This window comes from Aquimarina longa SW024 (assembly GCF_001401755.1).
Lineage (GTDB): Bacteria > Bacteroidota > Bacteroidia > Flavobacteriales > Flavobacteriaceae > Aquimarina > Aquimarina longa.
The window spans coordinates 52,867-76,246 of record NZ_AVQK01000018.1; the positions used below are offsets into that span (position 1 = coordinate 52,867).

General features: G+C 34.4%; 22 protein-coding genes and 1 pseudogene. All 23 read right to left on the reverse strand.

What is annotated here, in order from left to right; all coding sequences use genetic code 11:
• Positions 1–18: 18 nt before the first annotated feature.
• Entirely contained in the window at positions 19–432 is a 414-nt protein-coding gene (locus N456_RS03900) for a Fur family transcriptional regulator (protein ID WP_062054120.1), read from the reverse strand.
• A 2-nt stretch (positions 433–434) separates the two neighbouring features.
• Entirely contained in the window at positions 435–1,631 is a 1,197-nt protein-coding gene (locus N456_RS03905; protein WP_062054122.1) for an efflux RND transporter periplasmic adaptor subunit, read from the reverse strand.
• Positions 1,632–1,635: 4 nt separating this feature from the next.
• A complete protein-coding gene (locus tag N456_RS03910; RefSeq protein ID WP_062054124.1) occupies positions 1,636–5,970 on the reverse strand; it encodes a CusA/CzcA family heavy metal efflux RND transporter in 4,335 nt (1,444 codons plus the stop codon).
• A gap of 109 nt (positions 5,971–6,079) precedes the next feature.
• A complete protein-coding gene (locus tag N456_RS03915; protein ID WP_062054126.1) occupies positions 6,080–6,385 on the reverse strand; it encodes a DUF6660 family protein in 306 nt (101 codons plus the stop codon).
• Positions 6,386–6,440: 55 nt separating this feature from the next.
• The gene (locus N456_RS24950; RefSeq protein ID WP_082422419.1) at positions 6,441–6,647 is read right to left on the reverse strand and encodes a GDCCVxC domain-containing (seleno)protein; all 207 of its coding nucleotides are present in this window, start codon (positions 6,645–6,647) and stop codon (positions 6,441–6,443) included.
• Complete coding sequence (gene merTP / locus N456_RS03920) at positions 6,647–7,246, reverse strand: mercuric transport protein MerTP (protein WP_062054128.1); 600 nt, start codon at positions 7,244–7,246, stop codon at positions 6,647–6,649. The genes N456_RS24950 and merTP overlap by 1 nt, the downstream gene beginning before the upstream one ends.
• Complete coding sequence (locus N456_RS03925; RefSeq protein WP_062054130.1) at positions 7,243–7,617, reverse strand: ArsR/SmtB family transcription factor; 375 nt, start codon at positions 7,615–7,617, stop codon at positions 7,243–7,245. Before N456_RS03925 ends, merTP begins: the two co-directional genes overlap by 4 nt.
• An 82-nt stretch (positions 7,618–7,699) precedes the next feature.
• Positions 7,700–7,879, reverse strand: a pseudogene (locus tag N456_RS23995) (helix-turn-helix domain-containing protein); the annotation flags it as partial.
• A gap of 18 nt (positions 7,880–7,897) precedes the next feature.
• The gene (locus tag N456_RS03930; protein WP_240315474.1) at positions 7,898–8,767 is read right to left on the reverse strand and encodes a DUF4249 domain-containing protein; all 870 of its coding nucleotides are present in this window, start codon (positions 8,765–8,767) and stop codon (positions 7,898–7,900) included.
• 5 nt (positions 8,768–8,772) lie between these two features.
• Positions 8,773–11,175 carry a TonB-dependent receptor gene (locus N456_RS03935; RefSeq protein WP_062054132.1) on the reverse strand — a complete coding sequence of 801 codons (2,403 nt, stop codon included), beginning with the start codon at positions 11,173–11,175 and terminating at the stop codon, positions 8,773–8,775.
• A gap of 374 nt (positions 11,176–11,549) precedes the next feature.
• The gene (locus N456_RS03940; protein WP_148639181.1) at positions 11,550–12,578 is read right to left on the reverse strand and encodes a glycosyltransferase family 9 protein; all 1,029 of its coding nucleotides are present in this window, start codon (positions 12,576–12,578) and stop codon (positions 11,550–11,552) included.
• Positions 12,579–12,676: 98 nt separating this feature from the next.
• Positions 12,677–13,096, reverse strand: a complete 420-nt coding sequence (locus N456_RS24955) for a helix-turn-helix domain-containing protein (protein WP_240315475.1) — start codon at positions 13,094–13,096, stop codon at positions 12,677–12,679.
• Between the two features lie 701 nt (positions 13,097–13,797).
• On the reverse strand, positions 13,798–14,364 hold the full coding sequence (locus tag N456_RS03950; RefSeq protein ID WP_062054138.1) for a helix-turn-helix domain-containing protein: 567 nt from the start codon (positions 14,362–14,364) through the stop codon (positions 13,798–13,800).
• 3 nt (positions 14,365–14,367) lie between these two features.
• Positions 14,368–14,544 carry a hypothetical protein gene (locus tag N456_RS24760; RefSeq protein ID WP_162838817.1) on the reverse strand — a complete coding sequence of 59 codons (177 nt, stop codon included), beginning with the start codon at positions 14,542–14,544 and terminating at the stop codon, positions 14,368–14,370.
• A 71-nt stretch (positions 14,545–14,615) separates the two neighbouring features.
• The gene (locus N456_RS03960; protein ID WP_062054142.1) at positions 14,616–16,421 is read right to left on the reverse strand and encodes an efflux RND transporter periplasmic adaptor subunit; all 1,806 of its coding nucleotides are present in this window, start codon (positions 16,419–16,421) and stop codon (positions 14,616–14,618) included.
• Positions 16,422–16,425: 4 nt separating this feature from the next.
• Entirely contained in the window at positions 16,426–17,142 is a 717-nt protein-coding gene (locus N456_RS03965) for a PepSY domain-containing protein (RefSeq protein ID WP_062054144.1), read from the reverse strand.
• 1 nt (position 17,143) lies between these two features.
• Positions 17,144–17,683, reverse strand: a complete 540-nt coding sequence (locus N456_RS03970) for a DUF2911 domain-containing protein (protein ID WP_240315476.1) — start codon at positions 17,681–17,683, stop codon at positions 17,144–17,146.
• A 54-nt stretch (positions 17,684–17,737) separates the two neighbouring features.
• On the reverse strand, positions 17,738–18,220 hold the full coding sequence (locus N456_RS03975; RefSeq protein ID WP_062054148.1) for a YybH family protein: 483 nt from the start codon (positions 18,218–18,220) through the stop codon (positions 17,738–17,740).
• Positions 18,221–18,240: 20 nt separating this feature from the next.
• On the reverse strand, positions 18,241–18,792 hold the full coding sequence (locus N456_RS03980) for a potassium channel family protein (RefSeq protein WP_062054150.1): 552 nt from the start codon (positions 18,790–18,792) through the stop codon (positions 18,241–18,243).
• Between the two features lie 545 nt (positions 18,793–19,337).
• Positions 19,338–19,898 carry a DUF3347 domain-containing protein gene (locus N456_RS03985; RefSeq protein WP_062054152.1) on the reverse strand — a complete coding sequence of 187 codons (561 nt, stop codon included), beginning with the start codon at positions 19,896–19,898 and terminating at the stop codon, positions 19,338–19,340.
• A 15-nt stretch (positions 19,899–19,913) separates the two neighbouring features.
• Positions 19,914–20,366, reverse strand: a complete 453-nt coding sequence (locus N456_RS03990; protein WP_062054154.1) for a heme-binding domain-containing protein — start codon at positions 20,364–20,366, stop codon at positions 19,914–19,916.
• Positions 20,367–20,999 carry a DUF3347 domain-containing protein gene (locus N456_RS03995; protein ID WP_062054156.1) on the reverse strand — a complete coding sequence of 211 codons (633 nt, stop codon included), beginning with the start codon at positions 20,997–20,999 and terminating at the stop codon, positions 20,367–20,369.
• A gap of 44 nt (positions 21,000–21,043) precedes the next feature.
• Positions 21,044–23,380, reverse strand: coding sequence for a multicopper oxidase domain-containing protein (locus N456_RS04000; RefSeq protein ID WP_062054158.1), 2,337 nt, complete (start codon positions 23,378–23,380; stop codon positions 21,044–21,046).

Here is a 23,380-nt window from a genome sequence, read left to right on the forward strand (position 1 = left end):
TGCAATGGAAGTGCATTATTAACCGCTACATTTATCACAAATACCTTTTACTACCAAGTTTACATTTTCTGAAACAAAACCTTCTGGCACTTTAATTTGAGGTATTTTATGTTCTGTTAAGCAAATGGTTTCATTACAGTTATTACAATGAAAGTGCAGGTGTAAATCCGTTTCAATTTCACAGCTGCAATCTTGTTCACATAGTGCATATTTTACTATACCTGTACCGTCGTCTATTTGGTGTACAATATCTTTTTCTACAAATGTTTTAACTGTTCTATATAGTGTTGTTCTGTCTGCCTTTTCAAAAGCGTTCTCAATATCACTTAACGTTACGGCCACCTGGTTTTCCGCAAGGAACTTATAAATTAATAAGCGCATTGCAGTAACACGTATGTTTTTTGACTCTAATAGTTGTTCTATTGTTTCCATAATTAATGTTCGTGTTCTGCTTCACCTTTTTTCATTTCTGCAATAAGGTAGTATGCATTATTATAAGCGAATTTTGTATTTGACTCTATGTCTTTAGAAAATTGAACCGCTATCCAATTGTTGTCTTTTGCACCCAAAATAACTTCTACTGGTTTAAAACTCCAATCTTCATTTTCTTTTTCTACTGAAAATGCATAATACCTATCGCCATCTTTAATAATCGCACTTTCTGGTAATGCTTTTGTCTTGGTGTTCTCTACTTGAATTTTACCTTGAATATACATTCCAGGGATTAAGTTGCCTTTCTTGTTTTCAATTTCTGCGTGAACGTGAACTGCTTTTGGATTGTCTTCAAAAGTTTTGCTAACGGAATAGATTTCTGCTGTAAGTTCTTCATCCGGAACGGATTGTATAGTAAAAGATACTTTCTGACCTCTTTTTACTTTATACACATCCTTTTCAAACACCATTAAATCAGCGTGCACGTGATGCGTGTTTACAACTTCAAATAACTCGGTTTGAGGCTCTACGTATTGGCCTGTTTTTACTTCAACCTTTTGTACAAAACCTTCTATTGGACTACGTAATGCAATTTGTTGAGCAATAGTACCGTTACGGACTGAAGTGGTATTGACGTTTAGTATTTTTAATTGGGCAGCTAATCCATTTACCATTGCTTTTGAAGCATTATATTCTGCTTCTGCCTTTTGAAAATTAGCACCAGAACCTACACCTGCATCGTATAATCTTTTTTGACGCTCATAGTTCTTTTTCAAAAAAACACTATTACTATGGGCATTTAAGTAATCGGTTTGCAGTTTTATAATATTTGGGTGAGAAAGATAAGCTACTACTTGACCTTTACTGACTTTATCGCCTTCAATTACTTTAATAGATACTACATTAGCACCAACCACAGAAGTTATAGCAGCTTCGTTTTGCGGTGGGACTTCCAATGTTCCATTAGCTTCTACATAGCCACTCATATTGCGTAATGTAAGCGTGTCGATTTTCATTTTTAAAGCATTGAACTGCTGTTTGGAGAGCACAACTTCTTGTCCTTCATTTTGCGACTCCTTTGCTTCAGTTTTTTGTTCTCCATTGTCGGTATGAACATCTGAGCCATTTTTATTTCCACAAGCGGTTACTAAAATTGAAGCTATAAATAGTGTTAAAAATTTATATGATGTATTTTTCATTGTCTTATTGGTTAAAATATTGTAATTGAAATGTACTTTGTAAATAATTGATTAGCGCGGTTTGAGATTCCAAATCAGATTGAACAGCTTCTTTTATAAGTTGTGTAAATGCGGTATAATCAATTTCCCCTTCTTTATATGCCAATAAAGCACCCACTTTTTGTTCTTTCACAAGTGGTAACACTTCATTTTTGTAGAAAAGCCAAGACGTTTTCCATTTTTGGTAATTTTCTTTAGCTTGAATAAATTTGGATTGTACTTCTTTTTGCTTGAATTGCACATTGGCTTCCGTTATCTCCTTATCAATTTTTGCAGTTCTAATTTGCGCTTTGTTTGAGCCAGATAAAAACGGAATTGAAATACCTGCTTGATAGGTGTAAAATCCCGAATTGCCATCAACTTTTTGTAAACCCCCTTGTAGGTTGAACTTTGGCAAATTATTTGCTTTTGCAGCTTTATAATTGGCTTCGGCTTCATCTACAATATTCTGTGCCATATTGTACAACGGATGATTTTCAATATTGAATGCTTCCATATTTATATCTATAGCAATATCAAATTCATCAGAAACCGTATAAATTTCCTCTGAAACAAACCATAGATTTAATTGCTGTAAAGCGACTAAATATTCACTATACGCCTGCGCTTTTTTATTTTGAATTTGTAAGACTTGATTTTTAGCTGCTGAATATTCTAATCTTGAAATGGCTTCTACTTCATAATTTAAGGCAACAGCTTTCTCGAAGTTGATATAAATAGAATCTAACTCTTTGTACAAATTATAATTTCTTTTACTCTTCAAAGTGTTCGTCCAAGCCTTTTTCACTTCCAATTCTAAATCCAATTCTGAAAGCTGAAACGCTTTTTGAGCTAATTGAATGCGCTGTTCTTGCAATCGCTTTTTCGCAGAAATACCAAACACATCAATGTTGCTTTGGCCAATTCCTATGGTAGTATAAATACCATTTCCATTATTAATTTCCTCACCTCCGGTAAATATTTGAGTTGTGCCAAAATCATAGGCTGTAGCTTTTAGTTGTTCCTGTTTTGTGATTTCCAACTGCTTTTGCTTCAACAACGGATAATTGTTTTTTGAGAGTTTTACAGCCTCCTGTATTGTTATTTCAGGAAGTGTATCGCTTATCTGCTGTGCGTTACTTTGTGTCGAAAAACCAAACATTATAAGTAAAACCGCAGTTGTTGTAACTATCCTTTTATTCATTTTGAACTTAAAAGATTTGTTTTCTACCCAATGGTATAAAATTGGTAACACGAATAAAGTCAGTAATGTAGAAGTCATTAACCCACCAATAACGACGGTTGCCAATGGGCGTTGTACTTCTGCTCCAGCAGATGCCGAAATTGCCATAGGTAAAAATCCCAATACATCTGTAAATGCTGTTAACATAATTGGTCTGATTCTTCGTTTTGTGCCTTCTACAATCCTGTCTTTTAGATTAGTTACGTCTTCATCTTTTAACTCGTTGAGCCCGCTAATCATCACCAATCCATTTAAAACCGCAACGCCAAACAGCACAATGAAACCGACACCTGCCGAAATACTAAAAGGCATATCACGTAACCACAATGCCACGACACCACCAATGGTTGCCATAGGAATTGCGATATAAATCATTAAGGTTTGTGGTAAAGATTTTAATGCAAAATATATTAATATAAAAATGAGCAATAATGCAATAGGAACAACGGTTTGTAAACGGTTACTGGCGCGTTCCAAATTCTCAAAAGCCCCACCATAGCGAATGAAATAACCTGATGGCAATTCTAATTGTGCATCTAGTTTTTTCTTTATTTCAGTTACCAATGATTTTACATCACGACCTCTCACATTTATACCTACATAGGTTCTTCTGTTGGTATTGTCTCTACTTATTTGCATTGGTCCTGCTTTGTAGCTCACGTCAGCAATTTCACGTAATGGAATTTGAGTACCAGAAGGTAGATTGATGTAGAGGTTTTGAACATCTGAAATATCCTTTCGGTTTTGAGAACTTAAACGCACCACTAAATCGAAGCGTTTTTCACCTTCAAAAATCACGCCTGCTGTACCACCAGCAAATGCAGATTGTACAGTTTGATTTAGCGCATTTATTTGAAGTCCGTATTGCGCTAATTTATCCCTATCGTAATTAATAGTCATCTGTGGCAGTCCGGTTGTGGCCTCCGCTTTCATATCACCAATACCTTCTGTACCTGCGATAATTTTAGATATTTCTTCAGCTTTTTGGGACAACACATCAATATCTTCACCATATAGTTTTATGGCAATATCTTCTCGAACACCTTCAAGCAATTCATTAAAGCGCATTTCAATAGGTTGGGTAAACTCATAATTAACGCCCGGAACGATTTCAACCGCTTCTTTCATTTTCTCAATCAGCTCATCTTTAGTAGTAGCTGTCGTCCATTCGCTTTTTGGTTTTAGAATTACGAAAACATCCGCTAAATCCATTGGCATTGGGTCTGTTGGTATTTCTGCAACACCAATACGACTAACTATTTTTTCAACTTCTGGAAATTTAGCTTTTACAATTTGTTCTATTTTTGTCGTTGTTTCAATGGTTTCTGTTAGAGAACTACCTGGTTTTAATATGGCGTGAAATGCAATGTCACCTTCATCCAGTTGCGGGATGAACTCGCCGCCCATTCGGCTAAACATAAAAACTGCAATTCCGAATAGCACGACTGCAATACCTATAATCCATTTTCCTTTTTGCAATGCCTTTACCAATAATGGTTGATATTTATCCTCAACCCAATGCACAAATCTATCTCCATAAGATTTTTTGTCGTTTTTTGGTGCTCTTAATACCAATGCAGACATCATTGGTACATACGTCAAACAAAGCACCATTGCACCTATCATAGCAAAAATGAAAGTTAAAGCCATTGGTTTAAACATTTTCCCTTCTATACCTTGTAAAGCAAGAATTGGAAGAAACACAATAAGAATAATAAGCTGACCGAAAAAGGCAGCATTCATCATTTTTTTTGAAGCATTAGAAGCTACTTTATCGCGCTCTTTAGCTGTAAGGCTTTTCTTTTTTAGGACTTGAGATGTAATGAGAAAAACAGTACTTTCAACAATAATTACTGCACCATCGACAATAATTCCAAAATCTATTGCCCCCAAACTCATTAGATTTGCCCACACGTCGAATACATTCATCAATATAAAGGCAAACAACAGAGACAACGGAATGGTCGAAGCTACTATTAAACCACCTCGCCAGTTTCCTAATAAGAAAATAAGAACGAAAATGACTATTAATGCGCCTTCAATTAGATTGGTTGCAACTGTAGAGGTTGTTTCGCCAATTAATTTACTTCGGTCTAACAATGATTCAATAATGATTCCTTCAGGTAATGACTTTTCTATTTGTGCCATTCGCTCCTTTACATTAGCGATAACATCATTGGAATTAGCACCTTTAAGCATCATCACCAATCCACCTACAACTTCACCCTCACCATCTTGTGTTAATGCACCATAGCGAATTGCAGAACCAAATTGAACTGTAGCAATATCACCAATAGTTACAGGAATATTATTAACGTTCTTGACCGTTATTTTTTTAATATCCTCTAAACTGCGCACCAACCCTTCCCCACGAATAAAATTAGCTTGATGGTTTTTTTCGATGTATGCGCCACCTGTATTTTGGTTATTAGCTTCAAGTGCATTAAATACATCTGTAATAGTCAAACCAATAGCGTTTAAATCGTTTGGGTCAACAGCGACTTCGTACTGCTTAATTTTGCCGCCTATAGCATTGACTTCAACCACACCTTCAACCATAGCCATTTGACGCTGTACAATCCAATCTTGCATAGAACGCAAGTTTGCAATGGTATATTTATCTTTAAACTCTGGTGCTACTTTTAGTGTGTATTGGTAAATTTCTCCTAAACCTGTTGAAATGGGACCCATAGTGGGTTCGCCAAAACCCGCTGGAATTTGCTCTTTGACTTCGTTTAGTTTTTCTGCTACTAATTGTCGCGGCAAATATGTTCCCATATCATCGTCGAACACAATGGTAACCACCGATAAGCCAAAACGAGAAATTGACCTAATTTCCTGTACATTGGGAAGGTTGCTCATTGCGACTTCAACAGGATAGGTTACAATTTGCTCAATATCTTCCGTTCCCAAATTTGGTGCTTGTGTAATAACCTGCACTTGGTTGTTGGTAATATCTGGAACAGCATCGATTGGTACTTGGGTCATACTCCAAATACCTGCTCCAATAATGGTGAGCGTTAGCAAACCAATTATGAATTTGTTATTGATTGAAAAATCAATGATTTTATTAATCATAGAAAATGTATTAATTCAGTTGAAAATTTGATGAAAGTTTGGATAAACCCATCGAATAAAAATGACCAATACGGTCAAAAAAGGATATAGTTATCCTATAAAAACTGAATTATACCTGGGGTGGTTGTAAGATGGTGGAATTGAAGTCTTTTTCCAGACCGTTGAAGTGATAAAACACTTCTGTAGAAATATCGTTTGTATCTATTGTAAAGTCTACAATTTTAAAATATGTTGCGTGGATATGGCAACAATGACAATTGCAGAATGGCGAACACAAATCTGAATTTTGATGATCGTCACCGACAGCCTGTGAAATTTCTATTTTAACTTCATTATCAAGCGCAACATTATCTTCACAAGGTGCCAAGTTAAGCGCGAAAATATAAATTGATAATATGAATGCTAAAAATTTCATCGTAACAAAGATATGATAAATTTAATGCAATGGTTGTGCAAAAATCTATTCTGAATTAGCAACAGCTTTTATTCTCTTGAATTGGCGGACAAGGTACAGTTCCATAAGAGCAGTAAACACAACAATCTCCTTCTTTTGGTTTCAGAACCTTTTTACAATTTTCACACTCATAAAAAAACTGACACGCATTTGTTGGCATGTCTTCTGCTTTTTTATGTCCGCAGTTGGGGCATGTAATTTCTGATTTTAATTGGATTTCCATTAGTTTTCTTCCTTGTCGGTTACTTTATAACCTGTTGAGTTAATTACTTTCTCAATTTCCATTTCATTCGTCTTGGTTTTGTCAAATTCAATAATTGCATTTCCTTTTTCGTAGGACGTCTTTGAATTTACAATTCCATTAAGTTTATTTACTTCGTGGTTGACGTGTTCCTCGCAACCTGTACAGGTCATTCCGCTGATTTTAAATTCCGTTGTTTTAATATCAGATTTGTCAACTAAGATTATTTGCTTTTCTGTGTTTGGATAAAAAATTCCTGAATAGTATGGAAAAGCCAACATTACAATTGCAAATACGGTTACAATTCCTAAAAAGGTTTTTGACCGTATAAATTTTGGCTTTTCATTAATATCACATTCACAGTCAATTTCGTTCTTGGATTTCAATTTCTGATACCAAGCAAAACAAAGAACTAAAATTGTCAATCCAATTAGGTAAGGTCTAAAAGGTTCTATCCAAGAAAATGTTGAAGCAATTCCACTTGTTCCCGCTATTACAGCCAAAACAGGTGTAATACAGCATAGTGACGCTGTAATTGCAGTAAGTAAACCTGTACCGATTAACTTATTTTCAATTTTCATATAGCTTCTAAAATCTTGTTTTTATCAAGTATTACGAAGAATGGATTTAATAATTTTTCGTATTCAGCCGTGAGTGAGTAAAAAATCGTTTGAGCATCTCTATCGGTTTCCAATAAATTTCGGTCTTTCATTTTTCTCAAATGTTGAGAAATGGCAGAAATATTCATTCCAAGAATATCACTTAAATCGCAAACGCAAAGTCTTTTTTCTTCAAAGAGTAGGTATAGGATTTTCAGTCGAACACTATTTCCAACCAATGAAAGTCCATTTGCTAAATAGTCAAAGGAATCGCTTAATTCCGAAACTGTGTCTTTACAACGATTAATTTGTTGTAAATCGGCTTGTTGCCTTATGCAAGAATTATTTTCCATAAACACAAAGGTAAATTTATTTATTATTTAAGCAAATGCTTAAATAAAATAATAAGATTTAAAAAATAATTTCTTTAACCTTTTAAACATCATCCAGAGATTTTCTGTTTTGTATAGCACCTTTCTTAAATTGAGTTGGTGTCATCCCTGTAACTTTTTTAAACTGATTACTCAAATATGCTACACTGCTATAGTTAAGTTTAAAAGCTATCTCACTTAAGTTTAATTCATGGTACATCAACAACTCCTTTATGCATTCAATTTATTGGTTGGTGATTTATTACTCAACGAAAGTATAAACCTCATTTACAAGTTCTGTAACCCTAAAGTACCCAAACGCATAATTATCAGGATTTTCTAAATTTTTATAATTGCCCCTTAGTCTTGTTGGAACAGTAGCAAAAGGATCTCCTGCATTATCAGATTGTTCTATTAATCTATGTAAAAAATCATAGTATTCTTCGGATATGCCATATAGGTTTATGTCCACCATATCTCCGGGCAAAATTTCGTCTTCCGCATCCGCTTCATCTTCTTCGTATAAAAGGGACATTTCATTACCATTTGTAAACTCATCAGACATTATTTCTCTTGTCGGAAGCAGATCTTCTCCTTCTAAAAAGGTGATGTAATAAAAATTCACTTCATTTGCTGGATCATTGAAGTATATTGTGAGATCTAACTCTTCTGGGTCCGAACCGAGTTCACGAGATTGCTCTATTCTATCTATTTCTGGGACAGGTATTAATGTTTCTTCAGCAGTATAGGTCTCATTATTATAAATTACCTCTAAGTTATAGGTGTTGTTAATCATTGGTTCGAAATCTGAGGTTGTGTAACGACCATCTTGTTGGTCTTCAAAAATAAATATATCGCCATTTGTGATGTTTTCAACTCTGACTGATGCACCTGCTACAGGGTTTGGTGCTGTATCATAATAAGGTGTGGTAAGGCTCAGTTTTATGGTTTGATTATTTCCTAAAGTACCTTTTTCCCAACCTATAGATGCTTCAATAACCAATCGTGGAGATTCGGTAGGTACAGATAGGTCTATAGCTTCTGTACAAGAAAAAATAATAATGCTTAATCCTAAAAGGCTTACAATTTTAATCTTATTTTCTATTTTAAATATATTTTTTAAGGACATCATGTTTTTTAAAATTTAAAGTTATAGGTTACTGAAGGAATAATGCCAAATATTGTAGTTCTCAAGGCTTCGTTTACTCCAGTGTTATAGTCTTGGTTAAATGATATGGAAGCTGCATTTTGCCTGTTATAAAGGTTATAAATACTAAATACCCACTCACCTTTCCATTGCTTATTGGGTTTACGGTTGGGCTTATAGGTCGCTGAAACATCTAACCTATGATAAGCAGGTAGCCTGTCGGCATTTCTTTCATTATAAATTACAACAGAGGATCCGTCATATTCAAATTGCCCGGTTGGATAGGTGACTGGACGACCGGTTTGGTAAATAGCATTTGCACTAAATTTCCATTTATCTGTTAATTTATAAACTCCTGTAATAGAAATATCGTGTGTACGATCAAAAGGTGCATTGTACCAATTACCATTATTGATTCCAGGGCCTCCAGCATTTCCGCCAAAAGAACGTTGCTCAGATTTAGCCAATGTATATGATAGCCAGCCTGTAAAACGCCCTTTATTTTTTCTGAGCATTAATTCTAAACCATAGGCTCTGGCTTCGCCATTTAAAATTTCGGTTTCGATTGTATTATTCCCAATTAAATCTGCTCCGTCAATGTAGTCAATACGATTATCTGTTGTTTTAAAATAAGCTTCGGCTTCAAATGAATATGCATTGCCATTGAATTTCTTATAATACCCTAAAGCATATTGGTTAGAAAGCTGAGGTTTAATATAGGTCCCACTAGGTGTCCAAACATCTAATGGGGTAACAGATACCGTATTAGACAGTAGATGTAAATATTGTGCTGTACGTGTGTAACTTCCTTTTATTGAAGAGTTGTCTGTTAGCAAGTAAGACAAGCCTAAACGCGGTTCTAAATTTCCAAATTGTTTAATTGTTTGGCCTTTTGAATAAGCTGTTTCTCCTATGGCTTCGCCATTTTGGTAGATGCCTAATCCTTGGTTATAAACTACTGGCTGATTATTTGCATAATTTGTGATGGCCTGCCCGCCCAATCGGTTGAATGTACTGTAGCGCAAACCATATCTTGCAGTAAACTTATCTGTAAGTTTATGTTCTACACTGGCATAAGCCCCTGCTTCAAAAGCTCTTTTTTGATCTAATGTCAATGGATTAATAGGAGAGGTTGGCGTTGAAGGCATAATTTCTCCTGGATTTAGATTATAAGAAATGCCACTTAGTCCAAAATCTATTTTTAGTTTATCACTTGCATAATATCCAAAATCGTATTTTAAGTTATAATTTGTGATGTCAGATATCCAATCCAGTTGTTCAAAGTCCAGTATTATCTGATAATCGTATTTACTATATATAAGCGATAGGTTAGAGAATAGCTTATAATTGAAAACATGATTCCACCTAAGATTTGCGGAGATGTTTCCGTAATTACTATCTATTAAACGTGAAATATTAAAAACATCCCGCCCAAAATAACTTGACAGATATATTTTATTGTTTTCATTAATTTCATAATTGGTTTTTAGGTTTACATCGTAAAAACTAATATTACTATTTGCCAAATCGTCCATCAAACCAGAAAAAAGCTGAGCATAAGTTGTTCTTCCTGCTAAAAGAAAAGAGCCTTTCTTTTTAAATAATGGTGCTTCTACTGCAAGCCTACTTGAAATTAATCCAATACCTCCATTGAGTTCAAGCCGCTTATTGTTACCGTCTTTTTGCCTTACATCTAAAACAGAAGCAGTTCTTCCGCCGAATTTAGCAGGAATATCACCTTTATAAAGTTTTACATCTTTAATTGCATCGTTATTAAATACAGAAAATAATCCGAAAAAGTGAGACGTATTGTAAATGATGGCTTCATCTAAAAGCACCAAGTTTTGGTCTACTGCTCCACCTCTTACATTAAAGCCTGCTGAACCTTCTCCATTATTTGAAACCCCTGGCAAAAGTTGTATGGTTTTAATAAGATCTACTTCGCCTAATACAGCAGGCGCTAATTCAATTGTTTCTGCCTTTAAGGTAACAACTCCCATTTGTGGTTTTCTTACATTTAGATTTTTTACGCCTTCATCTGCTGTAATAATTACCTCATCTAAAGTGGTTGAATCTTCTTCAACTTCAATATTTAACTTTATATCTTTAGTAAGCGTTATTTCTTTCTGTATCTCTTTGTAGCCTAAATACGAAACTATTAATATATACGTTCCCTTGGGTGCTGTAATAGAATAAAAGCCATACTCGTTTGTAGTTGTGCCCATTGTTGTACCTTTTAGGTAAACCGATGCTCCAAATACAGTTTCGCCATTTATTACATCACTAATGCTTCCTCTTATGGTGTATTCCTCTTGGGCAAATAACGCGGTGTTAATTAAAATAAAAAGAAATGATAAAATTGATTTATTGAATAATTGATTTGAATATTCCATGTATAATTTAATTGTTTTTAAATAGATTTTTTTGTTCTGACAGTAAGGTTAAAAGGTTCACTCTTGGCTATGATAAATGACTAGATTTGATAGTACTACAAAAGAACGAATTGTCAATGTACAAGATTATTCACCTGTTGTCCAGAGTGCTTATTCTGTACCAATTATCTTTTTTTCAGCAATTGAATTCTTGAATTGTGCCTAGGGCAATCCTTTGATTTTCTTGAAATTAGCATTAAATGAAGACTTAGAGCTAAAACCAACTTCTGTCTCCATACCAAAAAGGTAAAATGGGCATATTGGTCGTTTTGCACGCTTTTGCAGAGGTGTTTACCTTTTGGCTTTAGAGGAAAACGGTTATTATTTTCATATCCTTAATTGTAAAATATTGCTTCCTTAATTTTTTTTATTATCTGAGTTATTTTAATAGAGTTGGTGTTTATGGATTTATTTTTATCTCCATAAGGCTCATAGGTTTTTGGCCTAGTAACATTAAATAAGCCAATTGTAGTCGTATTTGTAGACGCTGACAAATGCATAATACCACTATCCGCTCCAATAAAAACGACAGAATTTTCAATTATTGAGGCTATTTCTCTAAGATTTTTACTATAAAAATGTGTACTCTTAAAATTGATTTGAGATACATTTTCAAAGGGCAATATTTCTAAAATATTAAAATCAGTAAACTCAGTTTTTAGTTCTTTATAAAACTCTAACCACCATTTTTCTCGGTGACATTTAGCTCCGGTAGCAAAAGTGAAAATGCAAATAGTTTTTTTGTTGCCATTAAATAACGTTTTAATAAGTTGATTTCCTTTTTCTATTTCTTGACTGCATAGTTTTATTGATAGCTTTGGGTAATTATGGTTAAAGTCTTCTGATAGATTCAAAAATCTTCTTAAATTATATATAGGGATTTTTGCAATATGCTCAGGTTTATTAAAATTAGTAGTACCAGAGTTATAAATTTTGAATTTAGCTCTTGATAGTTTAACAAATATTTTGCTTGAATTTGAGTCTTCACATCCCATTATTGCAATGTCGTATTTATTTGAGATTAGACTTATAGACTTTTTTAAGTAGTCTAAAATATTGTTAAATGGTTTTTTAGGAAGGTTGTAAATTGTCTCTACATAATGATATTTAGAAAGTAATATGAAAGAAAGGTTTCCATTAACTATTAAATGTATTTTACAGTTTGGAAATTGTTCTTTTACCTCTTGTACTAAAGGGGTTATTAAAAGTTGATTACCTAACCTATGATTTGGCCTTGTAATTAAAACTTTAATTTCCGAATCTTTAGGAAGGATTTTTATCAGATTAATTCTTTTAGAGTTTCTAAAAGAACCTGTTAGTACCTTAAATATTTTATTTTTTAATGGATTTAACTTTGTAAACAACAATTCTTTGAAGGATTTAAATTCCCCCAAATAACGAAATGTCAATGTACAAGATTATTTGCCCTTTGTCCGGAATGCTTATTCTGCACAAATTACAATCATTTAGCCGTAGATTTTTTGAACTGTGTAGGGGTTAATCCTTTGATTTTCTTGAAAGTAGCATTAAATGAAGACTTAGAGCTAAAACCAACTTCTGTGGCTATCCCAAAAAGAGTATAATGGGCATATTGGTCGTTCTGCAGGTATTTTACAAACGCTTCAACCCTATATTCATTGACAAAATCCTGAAAACTGATGTTCATATGTACGTTAAGAACTTCAGAAATATATTGCCTTGGAATATTCAATTTTTTTGAGACACTATGGATTGATAACCTGTGGTCTAGATAAAGTTTTTCCTTTTCCATTATTTGTATTAAGGCGTTTTTATATTTTTCAATCAATTCGGGCGTTAGGTTAGACGATTTGTACTTGGTGACCTCAGCATTTGGTATGAGTTCTTTTGGCTTACTTATCATATAAAAGGTAATAAAATAGAACAAGAATGCGACAACAAGAAGCAAATAGGAATTAAAATCGTCATCACCGGAAAAAACAATAGGCGCCAACTCAAACAAATCTAGAAGGCCGTTTATATACGAAATGCTCAATATTAAAACAATAGGGGCAACAAAGTAAAGAATCCAATTAGTCCTTTTAGTTTTAAGTAAGTTGTATAAAATATAGATTAAGTAGCCCAAAAACACGAATTCTATTAACGTCTCTATTATCTCTAAAAAATCGTTTTCCCCGTCCGAAATCATTTCCAATGTTTCACTTAAAAACAAAAATATACTAGGTAAGAAAAACAAATAGTCTCTTTTCAAAAAGGTCTCTCTGTCAGAATTAAAGTACTTGAAGTATAAAAAAAGAAATGTTAGAAACAACGAGCTGTCAAATAAGAACCAATCTGTGTCATCTATAAAAAGGTTGTTATCATCATCACCAATTATGTATAACAGTATGGATGTAATGCTCCCAAAAAAGAGCCAAAAAGTTATTTTTCTGTAATTCGTTCTACTTCTATAAAAAATAAATAAAATAAAAAGACCTTGTAGTAAGGCAACTATTTGTATGATTTTAAGCATCGATTAAAAGTTTAATTGTATTATGAAGTATTGAGATGGTCTAGTTGCCTTGGACAGCTTTCTTGATAAAGTGAACTTGCAACAAAAACTTCTTAAACATCATCGAGAGATTTTCTGTTTTGTATAGCAGCTTTTTTAAATTGAGTTGGTGTCATTCCAGTAACCTTTTTAAACTGATTACTTAAATAAGCAACACTGCTATAGTTTAGCTTAAAAGCTATTTCACTTAAGGTTAATTCATCATAAACTATGAGTTCTTTTACGCGCTCAATCTTTTGGTTGATAATATATTGCTCAAAAGTGATGCTCTCTACTGATGAGAAAAGTGAGCTTAAATATTTATAATCTAGATGTAATTTTTCACTTATAAAGTCTGCCCATTTAATATTCAAATCTTCAGACGAGTGATGGATTTTATCCACCACCAAGGCTTTCATCTGTTCTATAAGTTGACTTTTACGGTCAATGATTAGGCTGAATCCAGAATCTTGAAGTGCTTTAGAAAATAAGTTTTTAGTTTCCACGCTTAAAGGTTTTGTTAGCTCAACTTCTCCCAATTTAATTGAGCTATATTGAATCTCTAACTCTTGCAAAATATTAGATACTGCCGAGATACATCTTGGACAGACCATATTTTTTATGTGAATAATAGAACTCATTTTTTAAAATAATTTTAGCCCTGCTCTTGAAAGGGAATAATAATATGCGGCAACAACGGCCACAATAAAAACGATTACCATCGCTATAAAAGCGATAATTTTATCCTTTCGTGAAATATTACTTTTTACTTGATGCTTGTTCTTTTCGGATTTTCTTCTATTTCTTCTACTTTCACTCATCATCAATTTTCTTTAAAACTTAAAAGCTTTAAAATTTTTATTAAGACAGGCTATTTAAATCATTGTTTGCTTTATTCTATAGTCGCTTTTACTTCACCACAGGTTAACATGGCTTCTCCGTAATAAGGATTCCTAATTTCTTTTTCTAAACTCAACCAGTATGCGCCCTTGTTATTATCTGCCATTGGGCAGAATTCGCTATATACTTTTTGGTTAATTCCAAAAAGCTTTACACTGCTTATCATATGAGCGGAAAGATGTTTAAAATGTCCTCTTTGTGTTGCTATTTCCAGGCTATTTTCAATAGCATTGGCTGAAGTTTTCAATTCCTTTTGAATAGTCATCCAATGGTTATGCGCTTCCTCATTAGATAATAATTTCATATCCACTTTTTTCAATGACTGGTTTATTTGTTTTCCTGCTAGTTGGGCGCCATTGGCATCATCATTAACCAAGGCATCTTTTAAAAGGATGTAATCATCGAAAACCTGTTTTAACTGTTTTTGAAATTTATTAGACACATCAATCCTTTCGTTCATTTGCGAGTGATTGGTTTTATCCATTTTATCTCCAGCATTATCACCTTGCATTCCCAAATGCCCTTCGTGTCCGGTTGTTGTTTTACCTCCTTCGGCGTTCATCATAGACTTTTTACCCTGCAACTGGGCTGCTGCATCAACCGTAAACGTTCCGTTAGTTACCACTTCATCTCCGTTTTCAAGACCTTCAAGAATAGTGTAGTTATCCCCGTTGGCATTGCCTAACAGAACTTCCCTCATTTCGAAAACAGACTCATTTGGTTTTGTTTTAATATAGACAACAGAGCGTTCTCCTGTCCACATAACGGCAGTAGCTGGAACAGTAACTGTACTTTTAGAGCCAGATTGAATCCCTTCAACTTTCCCTTCAACAAACATTCCTGGCTTAAACTTGTCTTTTTTATTATTTAATACAGCTCTTACAACTATGGTTCTGGTTGCAGAATTTAATAATGGGTCAATGAATGAAATTTTTGCATCAAAGACTTCATTACGATAGGCGTTTGTGGTAATCTTAATAGTCTGTCCTTCTTTTAATAGCGCAATTTGATTTTCATAAGCATCAAATTCTGCCCAAACAGTATTAAAGTTTGCAATCTTATATAACGGCTGCCCTTGCTTTACATAGTCGCCTTCTTCTACCATCTTATGAGTTACTGTTCCAGAAACCGTGGCAAATACAGGAAAGTATTCTTGTACCTTACCCGCATTTTCAATGGTATTAATTTGCTTTTCTGAAAGCTTCCAAAGTTTCAATTTATTGCGTACTGCCTTGTAAAGTTCGGGTTGTGATTCTTTTAGTGATGAAGCGGTTAGTAGTTCTTGCTGTGCAGCAACTAATTCTGGCGAATAAATGGTTGCCAATCGTTGACCAGCTCCAACACGTTCTCCCGTAGAATTAACGTATAGTTTTTCAATTCTTCCACCAAAATAGGTTACTTGAACGGCATTGGATTCTTCATTAGTCATAATCTTACCAGATAACTTTAAAGAATTATCTCCCATTTGTCCTTGTCCCACAACGGATGTTTGGATATTAGCCAAAGCTATTGCATTTTCGGTCATTTTAATTTCGTTGACATTAAGACCGTCTGCTCCAGTTTCAGCGGGAATCAAGTCCATTCCGCATATAGGACAGTCTCCAGGTTCTGGTTGCATTATTTGTGGATGCATTGAACAGGTCCACATTTGATTAGAAGCAATTTCTTCCGAATGATTGTGGCCGTCTGTAACCTTGTTTGTTGCAGTATCAGCAGAACCTCCTCCACCGAATATTAGAAAGCCGCCTAGAAGGCCAACAATCAACGCAACGCCGATATAAATGGTGCTCTTATTCATAATATTACTTTTTATGTTTTGTCTTTTTTATTATTTTTCTGATAGTAGGCGAACTTGTATACCACAGTAAAAATCCACTGAGTACTGTTATTAATCCTAAAAGTGAAAAAGCTCTTAGAACTATTGTATTAAAATTATCTCGCCCTTGATAATCCATTGTATGCGTCATCCATAAAAAATCGAACCAACGCCAATCTCGATGGCGTACTGTTTGAAAAGCTCCATTTTCAATTGCCACGTAGGCTTTAAGATTTTCATCAGTTTTATATGAAATCTCGTAAGCCGGTAGAGGTCTTCCTCTGTATTCGTGGTGGTCGCTTACAGTTTCAATCCTCCGTATTTTGTCTAATTTTAAATCCGATAACATATAGCGTTCAGCAACCTTAATTGCTTCTTGTTCGGTAATTCCATTCTTTTTATTACCTGAAACCGCATTGTACAGATTGTTCTCATTTATCCAATAATAGGGTTCGCCGGCTATTTCCAACAGTTCCAAGTTTTGAATTGGTTCTTTTAAATTTAGTTGAGCAGTACCTAACAAATTATTAAAGGACGTTTTTTTTGGTTTCTCCTTTTTAAATTGGTCACCGTGGATGTCATCAATATCTGTCCAACTAAAATATAGACCGCTAATCGTCCACATTAGGAATTGGACACCTAAAAAGAGGCCCAAATAACGATGTGCTTTTCTTATTTTTAATGCTGTATGTCTATTGACCATCTTATTGGTTTAATTTGAAAGGAAAGCTAATCGTTACCTTTTCCCAAGCAAGAGAAATAGTACCTTCTGTTTCACTTAACTTATTTACTTTATATTCTAAATGCTCCGTAATTTCATCTGTAATAATTGGTGTCACTTTAAATCGTATTACATCATCTTTTTCATCGTAATCATCTTTTCCATGCTGATTCCAATTTTTATTAATCATTATAGTCCAATCCTCTTTTGATGGTATTGAAAAAAATCCATATTTACCTGCAGGTAGTACTTTTCCATCAATGGTCAAATCTTTATTAGTTTCTAACCAAGTGGCCATATGTGCACCTGCTTGCCAAACATTATTGTAACCAACTAATCCACCGAAAATAATTCGTCCCCTAACCCCAGGCGATGAATAATCAATATGAATATGCGCATCACCGACCATTCCCATAGTTGAAGTATGCGGACTTAATACTTTTTTTGGTGGCTTCGATGAAGTTTCAGTTTTTGGTTGCTCTAAAATTGTTTCGGTTTCTTTTGTTTTTTGCTTACAGGCCACAAAAAGAAGCGTGCACAACAATAGGGTAAAAAGAATACGTAGTCTCATACGATTTTATTTTTTATTTCTTGAAGAAGAATGTGTTTTGATGATTTTCCATTTTTCATCTATTTTCTTTAGAATAGAAGTTGCTACGCCTTTTTTAGCTATAGTTCTACTTTCACCTTTATCATTGGGCTTTAATACAATGGTATAGACGTATGTTTCTGTTGTAAATGCATAATCTTCATCAACCTGAACATCGATTTCATAATCTGAAAAAGTAAAGCTTTTAAAGTGCCCCAATTCTGGCCCCAAATGATGTTCTATGTAATGCGTATAAGAACCTTCTACACCTCCGGATTCAAACACTTTAGAATCTTCGGTAAACAACTCAAATGTTCCTTCGGTCGTTAAGTTTTGTAAAGCGTCCTTGTATGATTTCATTACTTCGATAACGTCTTGCTTATCTATCGTATCATTACTGTTTTGTGCATTGGTAAAATTGACTGTTGTAATGAGAATAGTTATTAGTGTAATTAATTTAAGTACTTTCATAATTATAGTTTTTAAAAGGGTTATTTGTTAACGTGTATTCTATTAATATTGGCAATACCAAAAACCAAAACAAAAAAGCTCAAGAATACTTCCATCATTACCAAGAGTTTACCAGAAATTGTTAATGGTACTATATCACCAAAGCCAACTGATGAAAATGTGATTAAGCTGAAATACATAAACTCAAAGAATTGCATAAAAAATGAACCATTAAGTGATGTGGCAGATTTAAAGTTTTCAGAATTTAGTACGTACAGCGCTTGATAATCTGCTGAAAACGAAAGGATAATCAAAACAATTAATACAGCAAATAATGTAAGAACATGTGTAAGTTGATGACTTTCGCCTATTATTTTGCTTAACTGTATAAAAGTGAGCCTCACAATAAAGACCGTTTTGACTAAAGCCAACACAACAATTAAAAGAGGTAGAAATAAGCTATCAGGATTTTCATTAGCCCATAATGCATAACTTAACGACAAAGCAGTAACAACGCTAGCAGTGAGTAATACTTTTTTAAAAAGCTGTTCATAAAAGCCTGTATTTTTTGATGTGTTTGTTATGTCTTCCATATTCACTTTATTAATCCTCTAATCAAATAATTGAAGTGCCAACGCACCAACAGTTATTATAATCAGTATTGTATATATTATATAATTGAACCATTTTTTAACCACAGATTTCTCTTCTTTGCGATGGCATCCGTCTTTGCAACAATCTTTCATTATTTTATTTTGTTATCGTTACATTTTTAAATAATACCTGAAAATGAGAGTTAGACAGTATTCCATCAATCAAAAAAATAAGTCCTTCTCTCAAATTCAAGTATCTTACACTAAACTTCTCTTTTTAAACTTTTTGTTTGCCTGTCAAAGGAAGAGAGATACTATTATTCTAGGGGGATTTAATCTCTCTCCCTTATGCAGGCTGCTATTAACCAAATCAACTTCTCTTTTTCAATTATCTTGTGCCTGACACGGGAAGGAACTAACACTAACCATAAACATTGTTTTCCTTCCCACGACAGGACTTAATGACTATTAATATATCCTTAAAATCGAAACCATTCTGCTAACTAATAAAACTAAAAGACTCCAAAACATAAGGAAGGGATTATCTAATTAATAGTCTCTTTTACTTTTCCACATTTGAGCATTTTACTGCCATAATATGGGTTTCTCACTTCGTCACTTTTACTTAACCAAGCACTACCCTTATCGTACATAGGACAAAACTGCTGATATAAAGTATTTTTTGTTCCTGTAATTGCAACCATATCGGTTATGTCCTTACTCAAAGTCTTAAAATGTTCTCTTTGGTGACCTATATCACTTTTTGCAATATGTTCTGCGTGCTCTGTAGCATCTTCAATAATATCAGCTAATTCTTTTTGTTCTTCTGCTGTATATTTTGAAGCATCAAATGCTTTAAGTGAGGCGGCCAATTTAGAGCCTTCCTGGGCTGCCTTTTTGGTGTCATCTGCTACTAAAGCATCTTTTAAGTTGAAGTAGTCATTTAATATTGCTTCTGCTTTTGCATCACTGTTCATATTCATCATTTTACTATGGTCCATTTTCATAGTTGCGTGATCGTGGTTCATTTTTTCTTTTTCTTGTCCATTGGCAAAAGAAAGGGTTAACAATAGCATTGCTGCTATACTCATTTTTAAATTTTTCATCTTATCTTTTTTTAATTATAAACTGTCTTTTAAATTTTCCATATACTTAATAACCTGTTGAATTTCTTCTTCTGAAAAAGCTGCCTCTTTGTGAATCAAAGTATAAGAATCCATAGGCATTTCACCACTTTCAATTTGTTTTATAATGGACCTTAACTTGCTTACTTTTCTTCTACTAGATAGGGAATCCCACTCATTGAAGTTTAACTCTGCTTTTCCTTCTTTGATATGGCCTTCTAGAAACCAAGCTACAGGTTGCACCTTGTTATACCAAGGATACTTTGTGTTGTTACTGTGGCAATCATAACAAGAGACTTTCAATTTGTTCTTTATATCGCTTGGGACATCATTTACCAACATAAAGTCGATTTTTGGAACACCATCGCTTTGATTGCGTTCTACAGGCATAAACTGTATGCCTACAAAAGCAACCAATAAGACTATTGCTATGATTTTTACAATTTTCATTTAGTTAATTTCTCGCTGTACCTTTCCGCATTTCAACATCTTGCTTCCATAATATGGATTGCGCACTTCTTCCTTCGTACTCAACCAAGCTGTACCACCATCGTACATCGGGCAAAACTGCTCGTATAGCTTCACTTTTGTTCCTGTAATCGCAACCATATCTGTCATATCCTTGCTCAATACTTTAAAATGCTCTCTCTGGTGCGTTATATCACTTTCAGAAATATGTTCTGCGTGCTCAACTGCATCTTCAATAATATCTTTTAAATCGTCCTTTTGACTTTCTGAATAATTTGATGAGATATCTAGGCTACGTAAAGTTTTTGCCAGAGTTGCTCCAAGTGCTTTAGCCTTTGCATTATCATCTGATACTAAAGCATCTTTAAGATTAAAGTAATCATTTAATACAGCTTGTGAATTGCCATTTCCTCCCATTGCCATTTCTTTTTTATCACCATCGTGATGACCATCGCTATTATCGTGATTCATTTTTGAATGGTCTTCATCAGCATTCATCTCTGAATGATGGTCTGTTGAATTGTTCTTGTCTGTTTTTGCGTCTTTACAAGACACAACTGTTAAGGTTACAAATGCTATTGTAACTATCCCTAATACTAATTTTAATTTGCTCATTTTGTTTTTGATTTAATTGTTATGTTATGTTTTTTAATATTTATTTAAAATCGTGCTAAGAGACCACCACCCCAACCATATCGGTTGTTATAGTTACCCTGTATTGAAAAATTACGTGAGAGGATATACGAAGCCCCTACCAACCACTGGGTTTCACTTTCAAATGATTTGTTATTCTCTAAATCGTTAACCCATCCAAAGTCTGCTCTATATTCGTATTCGCCTTCCAGAAAAATTCTAGGAAAAATCAATAGCTCTCTGTCCAAACGTATTCTTGGGCGCAGTTGACTATCCATACTCACATCAACGTTAAACCTGTAAGGCGTAAAGTATTTTACACCAATAAGACCAACTGTATTGAACTCATCGAAGGAATCTGGTAATTCGGTTTCGGTATTAACACCTACGTAAAGACGCACCCAATCATTGAGATACCTATTATAATTTATTTCGGCTTCAAGGTTTTGGTCGTAATCAAACTCTGCTCTCAATCCAAATTCATTACGGATATTGCTCGACGTTAAAAAGAGTTCATTAAAGTTTGAGCCTAAACGAGCCAATCCCCACGAATAAAAATGGTCTGTTTCATCAATTATTTTTTTTGCCGGAAATTCAGCCATACGCTTATCTCGAGGGGTATCGTAACTAAAAACCCTTGCCATACCACCCATCATATGATACAATACGTGGCAGTGAAAGAACCAATCGCCATACTCTTCGTTATAGAATTCTATGACTACTTTTTGCATTGGCGGTACATTGACGGTATGTTTTAAGGGCGAACGTTCTCCGTTTTCATTAATGACCCTAAAATAATGCCCGTGCAAGTGCATCGGATGATGCATCATCGTTAGGTTGTTAAGTGTTATTCGGGTTACTTCCCCACTTTTAATTTTTATTTTATCGGTTTCCGAAAGTGGAACACCATTCATACTCCATACATAGCGTTGCATATTACCGGTAAGGTTCAACAGAATGTCGTTTACGGGTAAATCAGCTTTGTAGCTGGTATTTTCCTTTGCCTTTAAAAAGTCGTAGTTGAAATAAGTCTTACGAGTATCATAATCAAAAGAGGCAGTATCTTTCTGCATCATTTGCATATCGTGCATATGGCCGTCCTTTTTCATTCCCATCGTATCGTCCATCTTCATTTTCATATCCATTTGGTCATTCATCTTACCATCTTTCATTGACATTTTATCGTGCATCCCCATTTTCATTTGGCCGTCTTTCATATTCATCTTCATCCCATACTTCTGCATTAAAACTTCAGGTGTCTTCTTTTTTTTATTTCCAACCATTGCAGGTGCTCCCATTTTCATATCCATTTTACCCATTTGTTTCATCATCTCTACTTTATCAGGTCTGTCTATTCTTTTGGCTGGATAAAGGGTGCCATTACCTAATTGTATAGAGGTATGACCTGAACCATCTTGAGCTGCTGCGGTAACTTCTAAGGTGCCTTCGGGAATAGTGACAATAACATCATACGTTTCGGCTATGCCAAATAGAAATCTGCTTTTAGATACGGGCTGTACGTCAATACCATCACTAGATACCACCATTGGGTTTCCTCCGCCAAAATCCAGCCAATAATAAGTAGAGGCGGACGCGTTGATGAAGCGAAGACGTATTTTTTCGCCTGCTCTGAATTCTGGATACTCCGCCAATTTTTTACCGTTGGACAAAAATGCCGGATAATAAATGTCGGCAATATCAGCGCCTTCCATACGGTCTCTCCAAAATTTAAGTTGAGCCCCAAAAGCACCTTCTGAAATGACCCTACTAAGTGGAACTGCTGTACCTTTTTTAACTTGATACCACTCGTTACCTCTTTTAAGGTTTCGCAATACGTTCATTGGTCTTTCATTGGTCCAATCTGATAATACCACGACCAAATCCTTATCATATTCCAAAGTTTTTTCTTTTGGATGAATGATAATAGAGCCATAAACACCCTTTTGCTCTTGTAACATTGTATGGGAATGGTACCAATACGTACCCGATTGGTTGATTGGGATTCTGTATTGAAAAGTTGTTCCGGGTTTAATAGGTGGCGTGGTTAAATAGGGTACACCATCGTAAAAATTGGGAAGTATCAAACCGTGCCAATGCACTGAGGTTTCTTCATCCATTTTATTGGTGACGTTGATTATGGCAAGTTCTCCTTCATCAAATTCTAGTACAGGTCCTGGAATACTACCATTGATGGTCATTGCTTTTGCACTTATACCACCAAGTGTCATTTTATTCTCTTCTATAGTGAGATTATATTCCTTTATAGTTCGTCCTTCTTCTTTTCTATCCTCCCCATTAGTTCCCACTTGAGCGAATACTGTTGAAGAAAACAGCAATAGTATTATGATTTTTATTGTTTTCAT